The 16843-nt window shown below is 37.2% G+C and carries 14 protein-coding genes and 1 other RNA gene; 11 read left to right on the top strand and 4 right to left on the bottom strand.

Going from position 1 to position 16843, the window contains the following annotated elements:
• The first annotated feature begins 170 nt into the window (after positions 1-170).
• The 4 genes from AC6IWN_RS16585 (at position 171) to AC6IWN_RS16570 (ending at position 5004) form a co-directional block, all read left to right on the top strand.
• Complete coding sequence (locus AC6IWN_RS16585; RefSeq protein WP_497988890.1) at positions 171-2270, top strand: ABC transporter permease; 2100 nt, start codon at positions 171-173, stop codon at positions 2268-2270.
• Between the two features lie 134 nt (positions 2271-2404).
• The gene (locus tag AC6IWN_RS16580) at positions 2405-3463 is read left to right on the top strand and encodes an FtsX-like permease family protein (RefSeq protein ID WP_497988888.1); all 1059 of its coding nucleotides are present in this window, start codon (positions 2405-2407) and stop codon (positions 3461-3463) included.
• Between the two features lie 12 nt (positions 3464-3475).
• On the top strand, positions 3476-4150 hold the full coding sequence (locus AC6IWN_RS16575) for an ABC transporter ATP-binding protein (protein WP_497988886.1): 675 nt from the start codon (positions 3476-3478) through the stop codon (positions 4148-4150).
• Between the two features lie 491 nt (positions 4151-4641).
• Positions 4642-5004, top strand: coding sequence for a hypothetical protein (locus AC6IWN_RS16570; protein ID WP_497988884.1), 363 nt, complete (start codon positions 4642-4644; stop codon positions 5002-5004).
• A 233-nt stretch (positions 5005-5237) separates the two neighbouring features.
• Here AC6IWN_RS16570 and AC6IWN_RS16565 read toward each other — a convergent pair whose 3' ends face one another.
• Positions 5238-5681, bottom strand: a complete 444-nt coding sequence (locus AC6IWN_RS16565; protein WP_497988882.1) for a C-GCAxxG-C-C family protein — start codon at positions 5679-5681, stop codon at positions 5238-5240.
• 293 nt (positions 5682-5974) lie between these two features.
• Here AC6IWN_RS16565 and AC6IWN_RS16560 point away from each other — a divergent pair, with 293 nt between their 5' ends.
• From AC6IWN_RS16560 to rsmA, 3 genes are all read left to right on the top strand, one after another.
• Positions 5975-6559, top strand: a complete 585-nt coding sequence (locus AC6IWN_RS16560) for a GrpB family protein (protein WP_497988880.1) — start codon at positions 5975-5977, stop codon at positions 6557-6559.
• Between the two features lie 168 nt (positions 6560-6727).
• Positions 6728-7498 carry a TatD family hydrolase gene (locus AC6IWN_RS16555; RefSeq protein WP_497988879.1) on the top strand — a complete coding sequence of 257 codons (771 nt, stop codon included), beginning with the start codon at positions 6728-6730 and terminating at the stop codon, positions 7496-7498.
• A gap of 170 nt (positions 7499-7668) precedes the next feature.
• Entirely contained in the window at positions 7669-8529 is an 861-nt protein-coding gene (rsmA, locus tag AC6IWN_RS16550; RefSeq protein ID WP_497988877.1) for a 16S rRNA (adenine(1518)-N(6)/adenine(1519)-N(6))-dimethyltransferase RsmA, read from the top strand.
• Between the two features lie 285 nt (positions 8530-8814).
• On the opposite strand, the gene AC6IWN_RS16545 is transcribed toward rsmA, so the two are convergent.
• The gene (locus tag AC6IWN_RS16545; protein WP_497988875.1) at positions 8815-10131 is read right to left on the bottom strand and encodes a S41 family peptidase; all 1317 of its coding nucleotides are present in this window, start codon (positions 10129-10131) and stop codon (positions 8815-8817) included.
• A 163-nt stretch (positions 10132-10294) separates the two neighbouring features.
• Between AC6IWN_RS16545 and AC6IWN_RS16540 the strand changes: the two genes are divergently transcribed.
• Complete coding sequence (locus AC6IWN_RS16540) at positions 10295-11791, top strand: DUF6128 domain-containing protein (RefSeq protein ID WP_497988873.1); 1497 nt, start codon at positions 10295-10297, stop codon at positions 11789-11791.
• Between the two features lie 326 nt (positions 11792-12117).
• Here the strand turns inward: AC6IWN_RS16540 and AC6IWN_RS16535 are convergent, their stop codons facing one another.
• Together AC6IWN_RS16535 and AC6IWN_RS16530 are read right to left on the bottom strand one after the other, a co-directional pair.
• Positions 12118-12669 carry a GNAT family N-acetyltransferase gene (locus AC6IWN_RS16535; protein ID WP_497988871.1) on the bottom strand — a complete coding sequence of 184 codons (552 nt, stop codon included), beginning with the start codon at positions 12667-12669 and terminating at the stop codon, positions 12118-12120.
• 18 nt (positions 12670-12687) lie between these two features.
• Positions 12688-13383: an anaerobic ribonucleoside-triphosphate reductase activating protein gene (locus AC6IWN_RS16530; RefSeq protein WP_497988869.1), complete on the bottom strand. Its 696-nt coding sequence runs from the start codon at positions 13381-13383 to the stop codon at positions 12688-12690.
• 82 nt (positions 13384-13465) lie between these two features.
• Between AC6IWN_RS16530 and tadA the strand changes: the two genes are divergently transcribed.
• From tadA to AC6IWN_RS16515, 3 genes are all read left to right on the top strand, one after another.
• On the top strand, positions 13466-13942 hold the full coding sequence (gene tadA / locus AC6IWN_RS16525; protein ID WP_497988868.1) for a tRNA adenosine(34) deaminase TadA: 477 nt from the start codon (positions 13466-13468) through the stop codon (positions 13940-13942).
• A gap of 80 nt (positions 13943-14022) precedes the next feature.
• An RNA gene (gene ffs, locus AC6IWN_RS16520) (signal recognition particle sRNA large type) lies at positions 14023-14284 on the top strand.
• Between the two features lie 203 nt (positions 14285-14487).
• Positions 14488-16806, top strand: coding sequence for a DUF8509 domain-containing protein (locus tag AC6IWN_RS16515; protein ID WP_497988866.1), 2319 nt, complete (start codon positions 14488-14490; stop codon positions 16804-16806).
• The last annotated feature ends 37 nt before the right edge of the window (positions 16807-16843 follow it).

The following is a 16843-nucleotide window of genomic DNA, read 5'->3' as shown; positions in this document are numbered from 1 at the left end:
GATATAACATTATATTAAATGTATAATATTAGCAGAATAATACAAGAAGTGACATGAGATAAAAAGTTTTGCGTAGTTATGCATAGTTATATATGCACATGTACTTGTATCACAGAGGCAATTACCGATTAACAAATAAAATACTATAGTATAATAATGGAGAGTATGTGATGAGACCTTTACAGTTAATTAAAACACTTTTTCGAACACCATTTAAAACGTTCCTCACCTTTTTATTGCTAGCGGCTGTAACCTTTGTGCTCTTTTCTCGGGTAAGTGAGTATTCAGTTACAAACAAAGAAATCGAAAATGTCACGAAAGAATACCGTGGCATAGGCACTGCAGAGATTGCACCGGCTCCTGAATCACATCCTGCACTTCCACAAGATAAATACATGTATTCTCATCTGTCAAAAGGCAATTCTAGTTATTTATATCAGCCATTATCACAAGAACAAATCAGTTCATTATCAGAACTCCCATATGTTTCTTCGTTAAGTACTCGCTACATGACACCCGGTGTTTCCGATAAGTATTATCGAATGAATGAGGGAACAGATTACTATAACTATACTTCACGTTTTATTATTGAAGGTACATTATCTGAAGTTAAGTATGGGGTGAAAATTGAAGGTTTTAGCTATAATGATTTAATACTTGAAGGAGGCAATTTACTGGCAGGAAAGATTCCAGCTTCCATTAAAGATAAAAAAATCATAATTCATGCCTGGGCCAATAAAATTGAGCGAGGTAATGGGATTGGCATCGGTTCAAATAATGGAATGATTGCGTGCTATGATGATAGGTTTAAGTATGATACTGAATTTATTAAAAAACTTACGTTAGGCGACCGATATGTATTTGTCGGGCGCTATGATCCTTTGTCTGATTCCATATCGTTATATATTAGTGATCCTTTGACAGATAAGTGGTGTGAAGCGATTCAATCGGTTAAAGGTCAACCTAAAAACTATCTTGAGACTAAGAAATTTACGCCGCTAAATGAAATAATAGAACTCACGAATTCCGATCTACATACGTTTGATGTAGTTTATACGGATAATATGTCCTCCATTATGCGCTTTGCAGAAGGGAATATGGCAATAAAGGATGGACGTGAACTGACGAAGGAAGACAGCGATAAAGGGGCTAAGGTTTGTGTGGTGAGCAGCGATTTCGCTTCCACTAATAAACTGAATGTGGGTGATAAAATAACCTTAAAGCTTGGAACTGAACTATTCGAACAATATAAAGGAATTGGAGCAATCGCGGGGACACGTGAAAGGTATTCTCGACCGGATAAGCCAGAAGAACTTGAAATTGTCGGTATCTATTTAGATACGGACAGTACAACGGAACAATCAAATAAGCCCAACTGGAGCTACTCAATCAACACAGTGTTTGTTCCGAAATCACTGCTTCCACTAGGTGAGAGTGAGCTAGCCAATCATAAGTTTTCACCGAGCGAAGTCAGTTTTACGGTGGATAATGCATGGGATATACTCCCTTTTCTAAAAATCATTAAAAACGGAACTCCCACGTTAAAGAATATGGGACTTAAGATAATATTTAACGATGGCGGCTGGCCTGATATCGTTGACAAATACAAAATGTCAATCAAATTATCACTGATTGCTATCATTGCAATATCTGTAGCAGTAATTGCGTCAACGGTGCTTATCGTATATCTTTTTATCGGAAGGAAGAAAAAAGAGTATGCAATACTCCGAGCACTAGGGACCACCAGGAAAGAATCGGTTAAGGCTCTCATCCTGCCTTTCATGTTGTTAAGTATAACTGCTGTGCTCACGGGTAGTTGCATAGCGTGGATTTATACAACAAATACGATTGCGAAAAGCAACACTTTTTCACAAATAAAGGATCATACGGTTAACTCTTCAATACCAATAAATGTAGCTGCATTCTGTATACTGGGTGAGATATTACTTGTGCTAATCATCGCATTGTATCGAATATGGAGAATAAGCACAATCCCTCCACTTATGCTTCTACAGGATAATCAGAGTAAAAAGGTTCATAGTAAAAAGGATCATAGTAAAAAGCCGGTACAAAGTGAAAAGCCGGTGCAAAGTGAAAAGCTGGTGCAAAGGGAACAGGTAATACAGGTTAATAAAGACGATTCCGTTACGATTGTTCCAATCGATAATACAATAGTGACCCATGTCTTTAATACTACTATAGCAAATGATGCGGATGTCAACCTTAAGACAAGAAGAATAAGCATAGCGGATTTGTATTACGTTACATAGCGAAGCATATACGTAGATCGGCTGGAAAATCGATTTTATCAATATTACTGATTACTTTATTATTTGGAGCAGCCGGACAATTCGAGGCGATGCGTCAGTCTTATATTACTTTATGTAAAAGTACAGAGATAAAGGTGAAATTTAATAATGGATTTTCATTTTCTAATATAAATCAGCTTATGGAAACAGGATATGTAACAAATCCATATTACGAATATAAGAAAAATGCCGACTTTAATTATTCGAATACCGACTGGGTTATGACAAATAATATAGCTACTTATACAGGTGAAAAGATAAACATAACTTATGCCGATGGATATAATAAATCCAGCATGAAAAAATATGGTGAAGTGTGCGTTGTCAGCGATAAGATGTTGAAAGCATACAAACTAAAGCTTGGAGATAAGGTTCATGTTACGATCACCGGAACATTAAAGGATCTTCAGCAAGATTATATTAAAAAGTATAAAAGTGAACACACGGATACGGTATTAACAGATGATAAAATATTGGAACGAAGTAGTGATGAACTACAAAAGGAGCTATTGCGTCAGGGACTGGACTATACGATAGTTGGAACTTTTACAACTCAATCAGACAAATATGTAAATACGGTTTTTTCACCTGACACACTGGACTCAGCTCGAATATTTAAGAAAGGGGAAGCTCCTGACCGTGCAGAGTTTACGCTTAAAGATAATCTACGAATAAATGAATTCCGTAAATGTGTGGAAGAGATGTTTGGAATAAAGGCAAATGAAAATTCATCGAATAGCCTTTCTCTTATTATGGATACTAGTAAAATCGACAATCTATTAAAAACACTATCCCTTTTTGAAAAACTTTTGCCGGTAGTTTTAGTGGTGGTGGTGTTAATAGAAGGCCTTGTTTGCGGTTTGATCATATTACATACTTCAAAAGAGGTAGCTATCTTGAGAGTACTTGGTACTACTAGGCGAAAGACCTGCACAATTTTAATATTAGAACAGGTAATGTATTGTATCGTCGGGCTTATACTAGGAGCACTCGGACTTTTGCTTTACAATGGTCCATCAGCGATAAGTGGAATATTAACGGAATTATATTTTGTCGCTACTATGTTCTTTGTAGGATGCTGTGCTGGCAGCTTAATAAGCGGAATTATTACATCTAACCTGAAGGTATTAGATTTACTTCAGTCAAAAGAATAGGGGGAACTAATTATGTCTAATCTAACTCTGGAAAAAGTAACGTACCGATATCGAAACTCCGATACACCAGTGGTGAATCAGGTAAGTTGTAGTTTTGAAACAGGAAAGCTCTATACGATAGTGGGGCCTAGTGGCTCAGGGAAATCAACCCTTCTTTCCATGTTGGCTGGGCTTGACCATCCTAGCGAAGGGGATGTTTTCATTAGTGAAACTAACCTGAAAGAAATCAATCTTGACCGTTATCGTAGCCAGATGATTTCGATGATCTTCCAGTCATTTCAGCTACTACCACTCTTTACAGTTATTGAAAATGTTTGTTATCCTATGGAGCTGGGAGGGATGCATCCTAGGGATGCAAAACCGAGAGCGGAACAGTTGCTTCTTAGCGTGGGCATTACGCAAGATAAAGTGAAGCGCTTTCCTTCGAACTTGTCGGGGGGAGAACAGCAGCGTGTTGCGATAGCGAGAAGTTTGGCCTCAGGCGCTAAAATCCTGCTTGCTGACGAACCTACCGGTAATTTGGATGTTGCAAATACGGAGAATATAATGGCATTACTTAGTAAACTCGCACATGAGGACGGTTATTGTGTCATCGTTGTAACCCATGATCTTGATGTCGCAAAAGCTGCCGATGTTAAGTACAGGATGAAGGATGGTATCATTTCTGTTGATGGGGAAATAGAATAGCTGATAATATCAACACAAATACTTAATCATAATATAGGGGAATGTAAATTATCATCATTGAAACTAAATATGTTTAAAGGGTGAAAAACTCTCAAACATTATGAGAATTATGAGGAAACTCTCAAACTTTATGAGAATTCCTCTCAAACTATTTGAGAAGTGTGTGTCTAAAACCTAGTAAATCCGTTAAGAAATTCTCAAACTATTCGAGAACTCACAGTTTTTGTGAGTAAAATATAGTTTTTCGATGAAATATAAAGTTCAAGAATCAAATCATCATTATATAGTTTAAAATTATTTTATAAAAAAGGAATGCATAAAAAGTGCATTCCTTTTTCTATTGTGGGACCAGCGAGTGCACGCTCTAATGGAATATGATGGAAATTGGTACTTGACTATGATATCATGTGCATAGATGAAAAGGAAAGAGTATCAACATCAGGACATAATACGAAAAAGAAAATGAAAATTATGCGAAGGTAGAAAAGCAAATGAAACAAAGAAAAGATGAGTTGAAAATAATACGATATAGAAAGGAGATTGAGATGAATATGCAACATTTGCTTACAAAGTTTAAGGTTCATTACATAGTAGTATTATTTGCCGTTTTTTATTGGATATTTGCATTAACTGCAAGGTTTTACCCAGACTATTTTATGATGGAAGGCTATTTTATTTATGTGATGTTAGTACCACTTACGTTTATTATTAATATAATGAGCTTGATACTTTTAATACCTATGATATATTTCAAGGTTTGGCATTTAAAATGTTTATTAATTTTATTAGGTGTGAATGTTTTAGCTGTTATAATAGGATCATACTTTATTACTTATCCTATGAGCCTTTTGTAGTACTAAAATCCAAATCAATAACCAAGATGTAGAAGCCAGGTAAATTAGATGGAGATGTTTCTTGGTTTCTATCACTTACGATGTTACTATTTTTTGTTGTTGTAAGTATATTATTGGAAATTTTGTTGTCTATGGTATGTATAATGATTCTACTTTTAAATAAAAGATACATCTTAACATATTAGGGTTGGGATGTATCTTTTGTTTTCATGTTATAGTTCCCTCAGGCACAATTATTTCAGTTCAAGTAATTCTTCTATAATTAAGGCTGAATCTTTTACAAGTTTAGAACAAACAGTGTTCCATAAGTTTGCTTCTCTGGCAGCGATTAGCCCATCAGGCGTACTTATATCGTGGCCAAGCAGATCAGTACACTTTACGGATCCATTAATTGATTTGAAACGTTTTGTATACTCCTGAACTAAGTTATATGTTATTTCTCTGGCTTCATTATCATCTTTTTGAACCTTGCCGTGCTTTAAACCTATAAGCATAATAGCTCCAGTTACAGCTCCGCAGGTTTCTCCGATATGCCCCATACCGCCACCGAAGCTTCCGGCAATTCTTAAAGCATGCGTTTCATCTAAACCTAATTGTTCGCAATATGTAGAGAATACGGCCTGAGAACAATTGTACCCATTGTTAAAACATGCCACTGCACAATCTGACTTACACATAATATTCACCTCTTCTTTTTAATTAAGTAATTACTTAAACAGGCATTCCAATAATCCATTTACAAAATGTCCCGTGATAAATAATTAACTATAAGAATTCATATCAGCAAGTAAAATCCAAGTGTCTTTACACATACAATAAATTCCAATATAATGATATTATACATGTAGCTTAGCAGGAAGACAAGTAGCGGTATTAATGCAATCCCTGAAGAAGAGATTAAAAATACTACCAAAACTTTTAAAATAAAGTACAAAGAATAAAACAATCTATAGCATTGGAGGGAAATCCCATGGGAAAAGAATTATCAGAGATGTCGTTAGAAGAGTTATGGGAGCTTTTCCCTATCATACTTAAGGAATACAATCAAGAGTACCCGGTGTGGTTTGAAGAAGAGAAGGTTAAATTAATGAAATGTTTTAATGATGGAAGCATTATTAGAATGAATCATATAGGCAGTACTGCGGTGCCCGGCATCATATCGAAACCGATTATTGATATACTGATGGAGGTTAGGACTTGCATTAATGTGGGCGATATAAATAAACAGTTGACCTCGATGGGCTGGACTCTTATGAACTCCTCAGAAGATCCATATTTTACTCAGTCCTATTGCAAAGGATATACAAATCACGGTTTTGAAGAGAGAGTTTATCATCTGCATTTACGCTATTCGCAGGATTGGGGAGAACTATATTTTAGAGATTATCTGATAGAAAACCCTCAGATTAGCGAGCGGTATGTTGTTCTAAAAAAGCAACTAAAGAATCTTTTTGAACATAATCGGGATGCCTATACGGATGGGAAAGGGGAATTCGTAAAAAAATATACCGAATTAGCTAAGACCCGATATAAGGGACGTTATAAAACAACTTAATAATAAGAGAAGATCGTTGCCAATCTTTTCGATTTTTATGCCACCATCCACAAATTTTCCTGTGTTGAAATGAAGTTTAAGCTAGTGTATAATGGATACCATATATTTTGAAGGCATTTATGTCGTTCAAAGATGTTACCAATATACGATAGAGTAAGAGGAATGAATATGATTTTTGATACACACGCACATTATGATGATGAAGCATTTGATATAGACAGGGAGGAGCTATTGAAGAGCCTTCCTAAAAATGGAATTGAATATGTTGTTAATGCGGGCTCTTCGATCCAGTCAATTGACCAGATAATTGGTTTGGCGGAGGGTTATCCATATGTATACTGCACAGTCGGTATTCACCCAAGTGAAACGGGAGAACTGAATGAGGAGCGATTTGAATGGTTGAAGGAGAAGGCAAAACATCCTAAGAATGTCGCAATTGGTGAAATTGGATTGGATTATTATTGGGATACCCCGGATCGTGCGATTCAGAAAATATGGTTCGAGCGTCAGATGGAGCTGGCCCGCGAATTGAAGCTTCCTATGGTGATTCACAGCAGGGATGCAGCAAATGATTCGTATGAGATGATGAAGGCTTCAAAAGCAGATACCATAGGAGCAATTATCCATTGTTTTGGCTATGGGGTTGAACAGGCGAGACAATATCTTAATATGGGCTTCTACCTTGGAATTGGTGGTGTAATCACATTTACAAATGGGAAGAAGCTAAAAGAGGTTGTAGAGTTTGCACCACTTGATCAGTTGGTACTCGAGACAGATTGCCCATATCTCTCCCCGGTTCCGTTTCGAGGAAAGAGAAACAGCTCACTAAATCTTACCCATGTTGTGCAGGAGATAGCAAGAATCAAACAGGTGGATTATGATACGGTTGTTCGAATTACCAATGAAAATGCCAAGAAGTTTTATCATATTTCAGAGTAATGGTAAGAGTAAGGATGATTTTCCCGAAAGATTGTGTATAAAAGAATAAAAATGTGGATAAAACTCTGAAAACCGAGGACCTCAGTGGATAATCACACCCGAAAAGTGGAGAAAGACATAAGTATGTAAAAGGATATTGTACTTGTGTATAAAAAGAATGGAGACTATATATGGCTAACTTGGGAAATCCCCAAAACACAATTGAGATACTAAATAAATATCGTTTTAATTTTCAAAAGAAGTTCGGGCAGAACTTTTTAATTGATACACATGTTTTGGATAAGATAGTCCTTGCAGCAGATATTACGAAGGATGATTTTGTTCTAGAGATTGGGCCTGGCATTGGGACACTGACACAGTATCTTTGTGAGCATGCAAGAGAAGTAGTGGCGGTTGAGATAGATAAGATGTTGATCCCGATCCTTGAGGACACCCTATCAAGCTATGATAATGTCACAGTACTAAATAACGATATCCTAAAGCTTGATTTGAACGCACTGGTGGAGGGACGTAATGGGGGAAAACCGATAAAGGTGGTAGCGAATTTGCCTTACTATATTACAACACCGATTATCATGGATCTGTTTGAGAGACACCTGCCACTTATTAATATAACTGTTATGGTTCAGAAGGAAGTGGCGGACCGAATGCAGTCTGGGCCTGGAAGTAAGGATTATGGTGCATTGTCCCTTGCAGTACAATATTATGCAAAACCTTACATTGCAGCAAATGTTCCTCCAAACTGTTTTATGCCACGCCCAAATGTAGGCTCTGCCGTGATTAATCTTGCACTGCATACTGATTCACCAATACAGGTTAAGGATGAAGCGGTACTCTTTAAGATTATTCGTGCATCCTTTAATCAGAGACGTAAAACATTAGTGAACGGTTTAAATAATGCAGCGGGCCTAAGTTTTACAAAGGAAGAGATCCAGCAGGCTTTAGTAAAAATGGGAGTAACCGAAAATATTAGGGGAGAGGCATTGACCTTAGGGCAGTTCGCAGAGCTGACAAATGCACTACTTTCTTAAGAAATCATTCATATCAATAATAAATCATAATGAATAATAAAAGGGTTGCAGCACAGAGAATATCCACAGGAGCTAAATGTTTATGCTCATAGGGAAGGGACTTCTAAATGTTGCAACCTTTATTACGCTAGGTTAGTAGTATCTGGTGAGTGCATCTTGTTTATTAAATCTTGTTAATTTCATCCTGTTTATTGTCAGTTGTGTATTGCTATTTGTGTATTGCATTCTATCTGATTGTTAGCACCTTTTTGTATTACCTGATTTAAGCTTAATTATACTTTGCGGTTAATTTCCTTCTCCAATAATATCATATAGCTTTTCTACTGCTTGATCTGCACCTATCTCATAATCAGGTATTTGGTATGCCTGATCCTTTCGTTTTTTATCCGGTCTTACAAAATAGCTGATTGAACAATTAAAGAATAACTTAGAATGTGGCATGGCAAAGGTTACTGTTTCACCGTATTGGGAAGGTTTGTTCCCACATGGTTCACCGATTACTTTCGCTAATTTATTATCCTGTAACAGAACAGAGAATTGCATCGCACTGCTAAAGGTTTTCGTGGAGGTTAATACATAAACTGACCCATGAAACACGAGATCCTTCTTCATGTTTCCTTTTACGGAATCGTTCGGGCTTTTACCGTTTAGTATTTTTAAGCGATAGTAGGAGGTATAATCACTTGTTTTTTTAACATTAAGGTATTTTATAAATTCATAAGCTACCATAGAGTTTCCACCACCATTTTGTCTTAAATCAACGGCAACATTCTTTATATTTTTGTCTTTAACTTCGGTAAAGAATTCCTTTAAAACCGTTTTATAGTGATCATTATAATTACATTGATCCAGGGTTAGGATTCCAACATTAAATTCAGGATCTATTGTATAGTGAATAAAATCGGAGGTTTCCCTTCCTGAACTTGTAGCCTGATAGATTTCAATTGCTTTCTTAATGACCTGATTATCCTTTTGATAGGTTACTTCGTAATCAGATTTATTCTTACCTGTCAGATAAGCAACACCGGACTTTGACTGAAGATAAGAGGTGGTTCTATAGTTAAAATAATAATTGTTTTCATAGGAGAGTAGATTGGAGGCATTGGAGATGATTTTATCAGCAGGGGTACCGTTAATATCCTTAACTACATATTGTTTATCCTTGTCACATAGGAATAGGGTACCGTTATTAATCTTATAAAATACGTTATAATATTTATCTTCAGCAAGGTTTGCATATACGGAGTCATGACCATTTTTTAATGTATTCGTAATTCTGGAGGCAGCTTGCCATATCTGCAAAGTGTTTGGATGTTTGGGAAGGGATTGACACTCTTTATCATACTGTAACTGGAATGCTGTAGGATTACCGTCTTTAAACAAATAATCTACAGAATGATATCGCTTCAACATGTACGTTAAATCTTCGATAGCCTCTTTTTTCGTAAAGCGTTGATCAAGCGTAACATTCTTAGGAGCCCACGATTTTACACTTCCTCGGTACGGATATAGAAATAAATACAGTAATAGTATAATGACTGAAAAGGAAAGAAGAATTATGCCAAATATGATGATTAATTTTTTTACTCTTTTTATTACCATGTAAGAACCCCCATCCATATTTATTACCAGATTCTAACATATATTAGCGTCGTTGTAAAACGATGAATCCATACGCTCCTTTGTAATAATGAGAAGGGAATACGAATATATTGAATAGAATATAAACACGTAGTATAGCTTGGAAAGCGAGGGAGTGATATATTTGGCAGATTATAAACGAATGGTATCTTATATGTATCAATATGAGAACGGAGTAAAACGAAAAAATGTTGGTTTTGCAAAGGTGGAGGCAAAGGGTGGACTATGTAAATTTACAATTCACATGCAGCTCCTCGGTCAATTGGACAGCATATTTCCCACCTATTTAATACAGAGAAGTAAGGGCAATTTGGAGTTAATCTACCTGGGCGATGCCGTATTAAAGAATCAGGTTATGGATAGTAAGTTAACAGCGGAAGAAAACGATATTATGGGTACAGGCTTTCGGCTGTCCGATATGGGAGGTATCTTATTATTCTTGCATGATAATATTTTCTTTGCAACAGAGTGGGACGATAAACCAGTTGTTGCGGAGGAGGTTTTGGCGGCACTCAGGCCCAAGAAGGAGAGAACCATTGCTTCGAAGGAGCCAACATCAAAAAAGAAATCGGAAGCTATAAAACCACCAGAGGTAATAAAGACTCCGGAAGTAATAAAGGCTCCTGAAGTAGTATTAGAACCGATCACTCCTGTTGAGTCGGCCCCTTCTTATTACCAACCGGCCCAAATACCAAACGTTGAGTATAAGAATGAGCAGCAGGGGATACAGACAGAGAATCAACAACAGGATATACCTATAGTTGATTCTGTTAATGTTCAGATTCCCATAAACTTAGCACCTGAACCACAGATTTTTACTAGTAAGCTTACCTTAGAAGATGAGCTGAGAATTCCAAAGTATAAACTGCCAGGAGGCATAAAGATGATAGAGCGGCTACAGGAATCCTATGCAGCGGCGATGGTTTCGCCGGCTCAGTTACAAGAAGAGCAAAAGGATTTATCCGATGAGATGAAACGGGCCATCGATATATCAACTGAGGAACATAAATCACCAAAAGGAGTGGTTATAGATGAAAACAAGGAAGAGAACTATAACATAACGGATCATAATTACGAAATGGATGAAGTGTATGAATCAGCAGTGAATCAAACACAGAATCTATATAGTGATGGGTATGTGTTTGATGGGAATACAATGGATGAATCCGCTGTAAATAGCAGTGGAGAAGAAAATGGACTGTCTTGTGAAGAGGATGAGAACAATGAGGAGACTTATGAGCAAGAAGATAATCTTCCTGATCCGCTTACGGCTCAACAAATCTTTAGTAATTATCCAAGAATATATCCGTTTGAGGATAACGAGGTGCTATTGTGTGTAAAAATAGAACCAAAGGATATCAATTTACTTCCGAAGGAAGTATGGCCATATAGCAATAACAGTTTCCTGATGCATGGATATTACTGCTATCATCATCTGATCTTTGCTAAGATGAAAAATCGGTATGGAAGCCGTTATATACTCGGCGTACCGGGAATTTTTCATAACCGGGAGCAGTTTATGGCAAAAATGTTTGGTTTTGAAAACTTCAAGTCCATGAAAAAGCGTGAATTAAAGCAAGGTGATTTCGGCTACTGGTTCTTGCCGGTTAACTTTAATTAAATATAAGTTGTATAGTTTATTATCTCCATAATATTAAATAATTGCTTAACCAACGGTGTGTACAGAAAAAGATTCAGGAAGTTACATTTATTCAGCTCATATGAAAAAGTTGCGATATTCACTTAAGGGATTTGAATATTGTATAGGGCTAAAAAATAACATGTTTGACGAGCGAAGCGAGGAGTTTGCATTTTTTAGCCCTGCTATACGATATGAAAAAACCTTTAGTGAATTGCAACGTTTCATCAGAGACGGAATAAAGTGACTTCCTGAATCTTTTATAATAACCTACCCTTTGTTAATCACTTAAATATTATAGATATCGCCTAGTCATTTGGGTTAATTAATGCATACCTGCAGTGGTCAACCCAAACACCCTGAACACGTGCATAGGAGTAGGAGATCCCTTCGTTTTGAAAACCGAGGTGCCGTAACAGGTGACGGGAGGGTTTGTTCTCCGGCATAACGAATGCTTCGATTCGGTGAATATGGTGTTCATGAAATAAGAGATCGATTCCTTTGGTGAGAGCCTCCGATGCATAGCCCTGGTGAAGATATCTGTGACTGAGCTTATAGCCCAGGCAGCAGCTACGATAAGGTTCCTTAAGAAGATTTTGAAAGCATAAGCTACCAATAATCTCATGTGGGTTATCCTTTAGAAAGATCCAGTAGCGGATATGTTTTCCCTCTGACATGAGATTATGCTCTATTGTAAGGGAGGTTCTTTGATAGGGTAAGGTATAGAAATTAGGATTGCGAAGAGGCTCCCATGGTTCAAAATGGGACTTGTTATCCTCATAGAAGGATAGAACCATAGCAGCATCATCCTTTTTTAGTGTCTTAAGAATAAGACGGTCGGTTTCATGGGATATCGTCATGGGAAGCTCCTTGTTTTATTAATCAATTCCGCGTAACGCAACTTGTTTTATATATAGAGTTAACAGTGATGTAAAATGAGTTAACGTCTCTTTCGAATGTGAATGATAACCCGGAGAAAGGATATCTCCCGAATCTTTATAGGATTGAAGATAATAGGCTTTCGCACCCTTAATCCATTGACCGATAGAGAGGACATCATCCTCGTTATGAAGCTCCTTTACAAGGGTTGTTCTAAATTCATAATCCACTGGTGAAGATAAGAGATAAGCTACGCTCTCTTCAATTTTATTCATGTCTATATGGCGTATTCCACTGGTAAGAGGGTATTTTTCTTTTGAGTTTTTAATATCCATGGCGATGTAATCAATTAAATTATGACTGATTAACTCCTTTAACATCGTAGGATGATAACCGTTCGTATCCAGCTTTACCTTATATCCAAGTGACTTGATTTTACTAATAAAGTCTGGGAGATCAGGATTTAACGTAGGTTCGCCCCCGCTGATGCATACTCCCTCCAGAATGTTTTTTCTTTTTTTAAGAAGGTCAAATACCTCCTCTTCCTGTATTGGAGATTGTGCTGTGGGGTTTGTGACTAAAGATGCATTTTGACAAAATGGGCATCTCATATTGCAGCCACCTGTGAATAAAATAGCGGCAAGATGGCCAGGGTAATCCAGAAGCGTGAGCTTGTTAAAGCCATATAACTGCATATTGTCACCTCTTACGTGTTATGATAGAATAACTATACCAAATATGGAGAAGCTAGTCCAGTTGAAAAGGAACCGGGAAGTTATGTCTAACGAGAAGTATATGAAAGAAGCGTTGAAACAGGCAAAGAAAGCAATTCGATTAGGTGAAGTGCCAATCGGCTGTGTCATCGTTTATCAGGATAAAATAATTGGCCGTGGTTATAATAAACGAAACACAAAAAAGACAACCTTGGCCCACGCAGAGATCATTGCTATTGAGAAGGCTAGTAAAGCGATGGGCGATTGGAGGCTCGAGGACTGTACAATGTATGTTACTCTGGAACCCTGTCAGATGTGTTCCGGTGCCATCGTCCAAGCCAGAGTAAAAAAGGTTGTTGTCGGGACGATGAATCCAAAAGCGGGATGTGCAGGATCTATCTTAAACCTCTTACAGATGAAGGAATTTAACCATCAGGTCGAACTGGAAATCGGTGTTTTGCAACAGGAGTGTACCGACATGCTACAATCATTTTTCAAGGATTTACGGATTCGTAATAAATTGGAAAAGCAAGAGGGTTGACATTCTCTATTAAAAATTATATACTTGCAATACAGCTCATTTGCTGATGAAAAGATTTCACTAAAATCGTCATAAAGTTTCCGCGCAGCCGGGGAGATAGCGGTGCCCTGTACCTGCAATCCGCTACAGCAGGGGTGATGTTCTGCCTAGGGTGTTTTACTGTAGGGCTGCCCCTTATAAGTGATGTTGACGCTTGGGTCTTGCGCAACAGGAATTTGTGAACCGTGTCAGGTCAGGAATGAAGCAGCACTAAACAAAAGCTCCTGTGTGCCGTGAGGATGCCTGAGTCGAGTTAACTGTAAGGGTAACGCTTATGGTAAGCATTCGAAGCAGAGCGCGCGGAATTTAAAATAAAGAATATACTTAGAAAATGCATTTTTGCATTTTCTTTTTTTTATAATCATCTTTCTTCATATTAATCCATATTTATAAGCCTTTTGTACTAAATTATAAAAATATGACAGTTTTCTATTTCTGAATCGTCAAAATTACTATATAATTGAATTATATTGACGTAAGAATAATAACGATTGGCGGTGTCATAAATGAATCCTAATACTGTAAACCAATTTTTAAAAGGTAGTAATCTTTTTATAGAGGGGGAACCGGTTTCCTATGTTGCAATGATTATAAAGGGCCGTGTTCTCATGCACAATGATGGGGCAAAAGTTCTTATGGGATCAGGTGCTTTTTTGGGAATTAATGATTTATATCTTGGGAAATATCAAAGTACCTATACAGCTTTTGATGATTTAATTGTATTTGTATTCGCGGTTAAACAACCGGATGAAATTGAAACTATTTTAACAGCGAATAAAGATTATCATGGAATTATGGTGGCGTCTTTTTATAAGACTATCTATGATTTGGATCAGATATATCAGGGACTTTTGGAGAATGTTACAGAACTATATCAGAATATATCTACCACCTATCAAAATCTGCAGGTAACGGCTAGAAAAAACAAAATACAACTTCCTGTATTTGAACGGTTTGAAACTTTAGCACAACCGGAAAGGCAGTTGGAATTAATCGGCGACAGAATTAACTATTACTGTGCGTGTAAGAGTTTGCCGATGGATGCAGTTAAATTGTTTTACTCATATGGTAATACCGTTACTTTGTTTCAGTTAGAGGAGCAGTCTTCTATCGTAAATCAACAACTGGAAGAGCTGAAGAATTTGTCTCAAACCTTCTTGGAGCTGGCAGAATGTTTGGTAGATGATACAGATAACTGCTTGTTCGCTCAGATTACCGGATATTCTTCACACGGGAATAATATTGGTGGTGTTCAGCTGATTGATATTTTGGATGGAATTATTGAACAGATTAATAAAGCCGAGATATTTGCAGAACGTTCCTTGGATCAGAAGCTTAAAGTGAATCGTAAAAAGATGGAGGAAGGTTATCACATTCTACTTACTAGTGAGCTGAATCCTGACATTGAAAACTCTAGTGATGAAAAATATACGAAGGAAGACATGCAAAAAGCTCTTGGTGAATTGAAAGATTCCTTTGCGAAGCTGTTAGCTTATTCGGGCGTTGATGATTCCAAAGCAGAGAATATGATGCTTGTGATGAACCGTTTCGGGCAGTTAAAGGATAAAACCTCAACCGATGAAAGTGTACGTTCTCTTCGTAGGCATCTGATTGATCATTTTTATGAACTATACCACCTTGTATTCCTCAGGGCTTATAAGGAGGGGCAGGTATCCCGATTGGTTGACATGTTCTTGAAGTACGGGTTTGCGGATGAACGCCTTCTGACAGATGATCAAGCGCTTACACTCTATTTCCTGGAGGAAGAAAAGCCCGGTGAGGGAAATTGTTATGTGTATGATATAAAGGAATGGCTCACCATGATTTATGAGGGGAAAAGAGAACCTTCCAAGAATGAATTCGACCTTGAGTATCCGGAGATGCTAGCGGATCAAAAGAAAAGAGGACAATTAAATGAGAAGGAAGTCGCTAGGTGGGCGATAGATCCTGAGAAAAAGTTGTCTTATGAGATTCAGAATATGTTCCGTTATAATAATAGAACAACGAACGGTCAGCTTTCGAGCTTTGTTCCGATTTTGTACAGTGAACAATGGCCGGGAGATATTATGAGATATTACTTATCAAGATCAAAAGTTATGAATACTATCGACGAGCTTATGAAGATTGACTACTCTGTATTTGCACGTGAAGTGGTTTATTCGAATCAGGAGAAAAAGATTCTTAAGGAATATATAACGAAGGTGATATATCCAGACATTATCTTAATGCCTAATGTGGGTAGCAACGGTGTTATGTGGCAGGAGATTGCGGGTAAAAGAAGAGATAGTGCAGGACGCGTTATGCTTCCGATTTTTGCGGAAGGTTCTTTAAAAACAATTCTCGTACGTATATTAGGACGTTTTCGTTGGGAACTATGCCGTACAATTGAAGGAACCGCTTGGAATAATATTGCGCAGAAGTCTCTTACCTCCGAGTATTCTGACTATATCCAGTTTTATCGCAAAAATAAGGACTTATCGGAAGAAAAGAAACAGAAGATAAAGATGCAGATTCAAAAGGGGCGTAATAACAGCAGGGAAATATTTGTGCTGGATTATGAAAACTGGGTTCTATTAGAGTCAAACGGGGTATCAAAATTAAATAAAATTGTTAGAGAAATTATGTCCACCTATTGTCCTTTTGAGAAGAGCTTACGTGAACAAATAAAGAGCCAGCCGGTTTTTGAAGAGGCTATGACCCGCTTTTATAGAGACAAGCTTAAGAAGATACGTGAAATAGAAGGAAGGTACCGCACACTTCAAAAAGAGAACATAGAATTGACTCCTGAATTGGAGTTTACTCTTGATTTTTATAAGAACCAATAATTTACACAAATTGAAAAGCTTACTCTTGTGTTAACTG

This window comes from Variimorphobacter sp. HTMS_6 (genome assembly GCF_059717775.1).
This window is presented reverse-complemented; position numbering and strand designations above follow the sequence as displayed.

What these genes read in the sequence shown, in the direction of transcription:
- AC6IWN_RS16585 (WP_497988890.1), top strand. Translation starts at nt 171, where the DNA reads ATGAGACCTTTACAGTTAATTAAAACACTTTTTCGAACACCATTTAAA.
- AC6IWN_RS16575 (WP_497988886.1), top strand. Translation starts at nt 3,476, where the DNA reads ATGTCTAATCTAACTCTGGAAAAAGTAACGTACCGATATCGAAACTCC.
- AC6IWN_RS16570 (WP_497988884.1), top strand. Translation starts at nt 4,642, where the DNA reads ATGAAACAAAGAAAAGATGAGTTGAAAATAATACGATATAGAAAGGAG.
- AC6IWN_RS16565 (WP_497988882.1), bottom strand. Translation starts at nt 5,681, where the DNA reads ATGTGTAAGTCAGATTGTGCAGTGGCATGTTTTAACAATGGGTACAAT.
- AC6IWN_RS16560 (WP_497988880.1), top strand. Translation starts at nt 5,975, where the DNA reads ATGGGAAAAGAATTATCAGAGATGTCGTTAGAAGAGTTATGGGAGCTT.
- AC6IWN_RS16555 (WP_497988879.1), top strand. Translation starts at nt 6,728, where the DNA reads ATGATTTTTGATACACACGCACATTATGATGATGAAGCATTTGATATA.
- rsmA (WP_497988877.1), top strand. Translation starts at nt 7,669, where the DNA reads ATGGCTAACTTGGGAAATCCCCAAAACACAATTGAGATACTAAATAAA.
- AC6IWN_RS16545 (WP_497988875.1), bottom strand. Translation starts at nt 10,131, where the DNA reads ATGGTAATAAAAAGAGTAAAAAAATTAATCATCATATTTGGCATAATT.
- AC6IWN_RS16535 (WP_497988871.1), bottom strand. Translation starts at nt 12,669, where the DNA reads ATGACGATATCCCATGAAACCGACCGTCTTATTCTTAAGACACTAAAA.
- AC6IWN_RS16530 (WP_497988869.1), bottom strand. Translation starts at nt 13,383, where the DNA reads ATGCAGTTATATGGCTTTAACAAGCTCACGCTTCTGGATTACCCTGGC.
- tadA (WP_497988868.1), top strand. Translation starts at nt 13,466, where the DNA reads ATGTCTAACGAGAAGTATATGAAAGAAGCGTTGAAACAGGCAAAGAAA.
- AC6IWN_RS16515 (WP_497988866.1), top strand. Translation starts at nt 14,488, where the DNA reads ATGAATCCTAATACTGTAAACCAATTTTTAAAAGGTAGTAATCTTTTT.